This window comes from uncultured Nevskia sp., assembly GCF_903885465.1.
In the GTDB taxonomy this organism is placed as follows: Bacteria; Pseudomonadota; Gammaproteobacteria; order Nevskiales; family Nevskiaceae; genus Nevskia.
On the sequence record NZ_CAISIQ010000485.1, the window covers coordinates 1 to 5,028 of the forward strand.

Sequence of the window (5,028 nt, forward strand, 5' to 3'; positions counted from 1 at the left end):
ACCCGGTCAAGCTGGTTCACCTCGGCGACGAAGTCGAAGTCATGATTCTGGACATCGACGAAGAGCGCCGCCGCATCAGCCTCGGCATGAAGCAGTGCGTGCCGAACCCATGGGAAGAGTTCTCGCAGAACTTCCAGAAGGGCGACAAGGTCAAGGGCCAGATCAAGTCGATCACCGACTTCGGCATCTTCATCGGTCTGGATGGTGGCATCGACGGTCTCGTTCACCTGTCCGATCTGGACTGGAACGAGCCGGGCGAAACCGCCGTCCGTCGCTACTCGAAGGGTCAGGAACTGGAAGCCACGGTTCTCGCCATCGACGGTACCCGTGAGCGCATCAGCCTGGGCATCAAGCAGATGGGCCAGGATCCGCTCACCATGTTCCTTGCTGACAACCAGAAGGGACAGATGGTCAAGGGCATCGTCAAGGAAGTCGACGCCAAGGGCGCCGTCATCACCTTGGCGGGTGGCGTCGAGGGCTACATCAAGGCTGGCGATCTGGCGCGCGAGCGCGTCGAAGATGCCACCAAGGTGCTGTCGGTTGGCCAGGAACTCGAGTCGCGCTTCATCGGTGTGGATCGCAAGAACCGCATCGTGACGCTGTCGGTTCGTGCCAAGGAAATCCAGGAAGAAGAAGAAGCCGTGGCCGAGTACAGCCGCAATGCTTCGACTGGCAAGACCAGCCTGGGCGACCTGCTCAAGGAACAGATCGGCGGCAACGACAACTAAGTCGAGCCAGCACCGAGCTTTTCCGCAGCACAGAAGAGCCGCGCAGTCGCGCGGCTCTTTTTTTGTTTGACGATGACTCCAGCCCGGCATTTCGCTGGACTACGCCTAAGCCCGCTACAGCAGGTTTATCAATAACTTAGGCGCGTCCATCATATGCCGGTGCTTTCCGAAACTTGACCCGGCTTCCGGTCGCGTGGCTCCCATGTGGCTCTTGGAAACCGAGGTTTCCGAGGAGTCGTCATGGCAAGAATCAAACTCACCAAGTCCGCCATCGATGCGGCAAAGCCCCAGGCGCAGGCCGTCGAACTCCGGGACACCGTGGTGCCCGGCTTCCTGTGCAAGATCACCCCGGCCGGCCGCAAGGTGTTCATGCTCCAGTACCGCACGAACGCCGGCGAGCGCCGCAAGCCTGCCTTGGGCCAGTTTGGCGAACTGACTGTCGAACAGGCCCGTTTCATGGCGCAGGAGTGGCTGGCCGAAGTGCGCAAGGGCGGCGACCCCAGCGCGGCCAAGAATGCCGCCCGCAAGGCGCCGACCATGAAGGAGTATTGCCAGACCTTCATGGAGGACTACTCCAAGCAGCGCAACAAGCCGAGCACGCAGCGCGGCTATCAGGGGGTCATCGACCGCAACATCATTCCCATCATGGGCCGGATGAAGGTGCAGGAAGTGAAGCGCCCGGACGTGGCCGCACTGATGAAGAAGCTGGCCCACAAGCCGGCCGAGGCGAACCGCACCTTCGGCGTGCTGCGCAAGATGTTCAACCTGGCCGAAGTGTGGGGCCTTCGCCCGGACGGCACCAATCCGTGCCGCCACGTTCCCATGTACCCGCCCGGCAAGGAAACCCGGCTCATCGTGGACGATGAACTGGTGCGGATCTTCCGTCACCTGGAGCACTTGGAAGCCGAGGGACTGGAGAACTACGTCATCCCGCTGGCGATCCGCCTGCAATTCGAGTTTGCCGCCCGCCGCTCCGAAATCTGCCCGCTCGAATGGGACTGGATTGATCTGGAAAAGCGTCGCGTCGTCTGGCCCGACAGCAAGACCGGCGGCATTTCCAAACCCATGAGCGAGGAAGCCTATCGGCTGCTTTCGACGGCGCCGCGCCTGGAAGGTTGCCCCTATGTCCTGCCGTCGCCCAACGACGCGACCAAACACTTGACCCACGGCGAGCACTATGGCGGTTGGAAGCGCGTGCTCAAGGCCGCCGGCGTGCCACATGTTGGCACGCACGGTATCCGCCACCGGGCCACCACCGACATTGCCAATTCGGGCGTGCCAACCAAGGTGGGCATGAAGCTGACGGGCCACAAGACCGTAGCGATGTTCATGCACTACGTCCACACCGAGGACAAGCCGGTGCGGGAAGCGGCCGAGCTGGTGGCGAGCCGGCGGCAGGCCATCACGGGCGTGCGGCGCCTTGCGGAGGCGACGGCATGAGCAAGAAGACGCTTTCGGTGGCGGGGGACACCCCCGCCGCCCCGCCAGCCGGTTATGCCGGCATCCACGACGGTATCGTGGAAGTGCTCGATGCCGCCCGCCATGCGGCGGCACGCAGCGTCAATGCGCTGATGACCGCCAGCTATTGGGAGATTGGCCGCCGGATCGTGGAGGCCGAGCAACGGGGCAAGCGGCGTGCCGGGTACGGCGAACAGTTGATCGAACGGCTGTCGGCTGACTTGACCGCGCAGTTCGGGCGCGGGTTAAGCCGCCCGAACTTGCAGCAAATGCGGTCGTTCTTCCTGACCTGGCCAATTCGCCAGACAGTGTCTAGCGAATCTTCCCCGGCGCCAGTGGCGCGGGCGCGTCCCTGGCGCCTCGATGAACTGGCCCAGGTCTTCACGCTGCCGTGGTCGGCCTACGTCCGGCTGCTGTCGGTCAAGGACGAACACGCCCGCCGCTTCTACGAGGCCGAAGCCCTGCGCGGCGGATGGAGCGTGCGCCAGCTCGACCGGCAGATCAACAGCCAGTTCTACGAGCGCACGGCGCTGTCGAAGAACAAGGCGGCGATGCTGGTCAAGGGCGCCGTGCCCAACCCCGGGGATGCCGTCACCCCTGACGACGCGATCAAAGACCCGTATGTGCTGGAGTTCCTTGACCTCAAGGATGAGTATTCGGAATCCGATCTTGAGCAAGCCCTGATCCGGCGGCTGGAGGATTTCCTGCTCGAACTGGGCGACGGTTTCGCCTTCGTCGGGCGGCAGCGCCGATTGCGCATCGACCAGACCTGGTATCGGGTCGATCTGCTGTTCTTCCATCGTCGCTTGCGTTGCCTGGTCATCATCGACTTGAAGCTCGGCGCGCTGACCCATGCCGACGTGGGCCAGATGCACCTCTATTGCAACTATGCGAAGGAGCACTGGACGTTTGCCGACGAGAACCCGCCCGTGGGTCTGATCCTCTGCGCCGACAAGGGCCATGCCTTGGCGCGGTATGCGCTGGAGGGCTTGCCGTCCAAGGTGATGGCGGCGAACTACAAGATGGTGCTGCCGGATGCCGAAGTGCTGCAAGAGGAACTGGAGAACACGCGGCGGCTGATCGAATCTCGCGGAACGATCGTCCCCAAGAGACGCAAGCGATAACCGGGCGTCCCGGCGTGCCGCCGTCGGGTTCGCGGGCTGCGCCTCGCGCTTCGTGCCGAATCGCGGCCATTCGGCGCTGCCCCCTGACGCCTTCGGCCCTCGCGGGCCTGCGCGCTGCGCTTGCTTAAAGGCGGGTGTGTGCAGTGGGCGGGGTTTAGGCGGTCTTGCTGTTCCCTTCACCGTACCACGGCGTTCTCGCCGTCAAAGGCGGCGCGCGCCATGCGCGCTGGCGTCCTGGCGGCCGTCTTCGACCTTGTGACTGCTTGCGTTGCGCCGTGCTGAACACGGTTCCGGGCAATTCCGCCCGAGCAACCGGAGCACGATCATGTCGCAACTGTCCTTTTCCTCGTTCGATGACGCTTTGCTGGTGCGTGACTCTCACGGGCACTATGCGCTGGCATCGGCCGATCAGATTCTGGAGGCCGCGCGCCTGGTCATCGACCAGAAGATGCAGCGGGGTACGTCTTTCACTTCACCGGCGGCGGTCAAGGAATACCTGCTTGCCAAGCTGGCCGGCTTCGAGCATGAGGTGTTCTCGGTGTTGTTCCTCGACACGCAGCATCGGCTGATCGAATACAGGGAAATGTTCCACGGCACAATCGACTCGGCCGAAGTGCATCCGCGCGAAGTGGTCAAGGAGGCGCTTCGGCTCAACGCGGCGGCTCTGGTCATCTCGCACAACCACCCAAGTGGCAACCCGGAGCCGAGCGCGGCAGACCGGGCGCTGACCCGGCGGCTCAAGGATGCGCTGGGGCTGGTGGACGTGCGCGTGCTCGATCACGTCATCGTCGCTGGCAGCACCACGGCGTCGTTCGCAGAACGCGGCCTGATCTGACCAAGGGGCTTCGGCCCCTTTTTGCTGCGCCCGATTGTGGCTATGCCAAGGCCCGCAGCCATGCCAGCAAATCGGCCTGCGGGCTATCGGGCTGCAAGGGCCGCGGCGACAACAGGCAATAGCGCGAGCCGTCCTCCACGAAACCCAGCGGCGCGGCCAGCACGCCGCTGTCCAGATCGTCGCGTGCCAGATGCCACGGGCCGACCGCCACACCCAGGCCGGCCACGGCCGCCTGCAAGCTGAAATAGAAATGATCGAAGGTTTGTCCCGGCGCATCAGGTGCGCGCTGGTCTGCGGCCGCCGCCCATTCCGGCCACGCGCCCGGCCGCGTGCGCGTGTGCAGGCGCGGTGCGCCGGCCTTGAGCGCGGCGCCGGCCTTCTTCGTGGTGAACCAGGCCGCCACCTTGTCGGGACGGCAGACCGGGCCGACCTTTTCCGCGAACAAGGGTTCGGCGTGGTAGCCATCGGGCCAGGGGAAGTCGTCGCGGCGGATGGCCAGGTCGATGCCGTTGGCGAAGGAGAACGGCCCGCCACCGGCGACCAGGTGTACGTCGATCCCCGGATGCCGGGCCTGGAAGTCCGGCCAGCGCGGGATCAGCCAGCGCATCAGCAGCGTCGGCTCGCACGACAGCACCCAGCGCCGCCCCTGGCGGGCGCTGGCGCGCAACTCGCCGACGGCCTGCCGCATCAGATCCAGCCCATTGCCCACGGCCCGCGCCAGCGTGCGGCCGGCATCGGTCAGGAACACGCGCCGGCTGCGGCGCTCGAACAGCGCCACGCCCAGTTCGTCTTCGAGCAGGCGCACGGCGCGGCTGACCGCGCCGTGGGTCAGGTGCAGCTCGGCCGCCGCCCGGCTGAAATTCTCCAGCCGGGCCGCCGTCTC

The 5,028-nt window shown here is 65.1% G+C and carries 5 protein-coding genes; 4 read left to right on the forward strand and 1 reads right to left on the reverse strand.

Going from position 1 to position 5,028, the window contains the following annotated elements; translation table 11 throughout:
• The 4 genes from QZY06_RS18840 to radC form a co-directional block, all read left to right on the forward strand.
• The coding region (locus QZY06_RS18840) for a S1 RNA-binding domain-containing protein (RefSeq protein ID WP_295686991.1) at nucleotides 1–728 on the forward strand (728 nt) is incomplete at its 5' end.
• A gap of 240 nt (nucleotides 729–968) precedes the next feature.
• Nucleotides 969–2,168 (forward strand): site-specific integrase, encoded by a 1,200-nt coding sequence (locus QZY06_RS18845; RefSeq protein ID WP_106468523.1) that lies wholly within the window; start codon nucleotides 969–971, stop codon nucleotides 2,166–2,168.
• Entirely contained in the window at nucleotides 2,165–3,310 is a 1,146-nt protein-coding gene (locus QZY06_RS18850) for a PDDEXK nuclease domain-containing protein (protein WP_295686994.1), read from the forward strand. Before QZY06_RS18845 ends, QZY06_RS18850 begins: the two co-directional genes overlap by 4 nt.
• A 325-nt stretch (nucleotides 3,311–3,635) precedes the next feature.
• The gene (radC, locus tag QZY06_RS18855) at nucleotides 3,636–4,145 is read left to right on the forward strand and encodes a DNA repair protein RadC (protein ID WP_033939127.1); all 510 of its coding nucleotides are present in this window, start codon (nucleotides 3,636–3,638) and stop codon (nucleotides 4,143–4,145) included.
• A gap of 40 nt (nucleotides 4,146–4,185) precedes the next feature.
• Here the strand turns inward: radC and QZY06_RS18860 are convergent.
• The coding region (locus QZY06_RS18860; protein ID WP_295686996.1) for a LysR family transcriptional regulator at nucleotides 4,186–5,028 on the reverse strand (843 nt) is incomplete at its 5' end.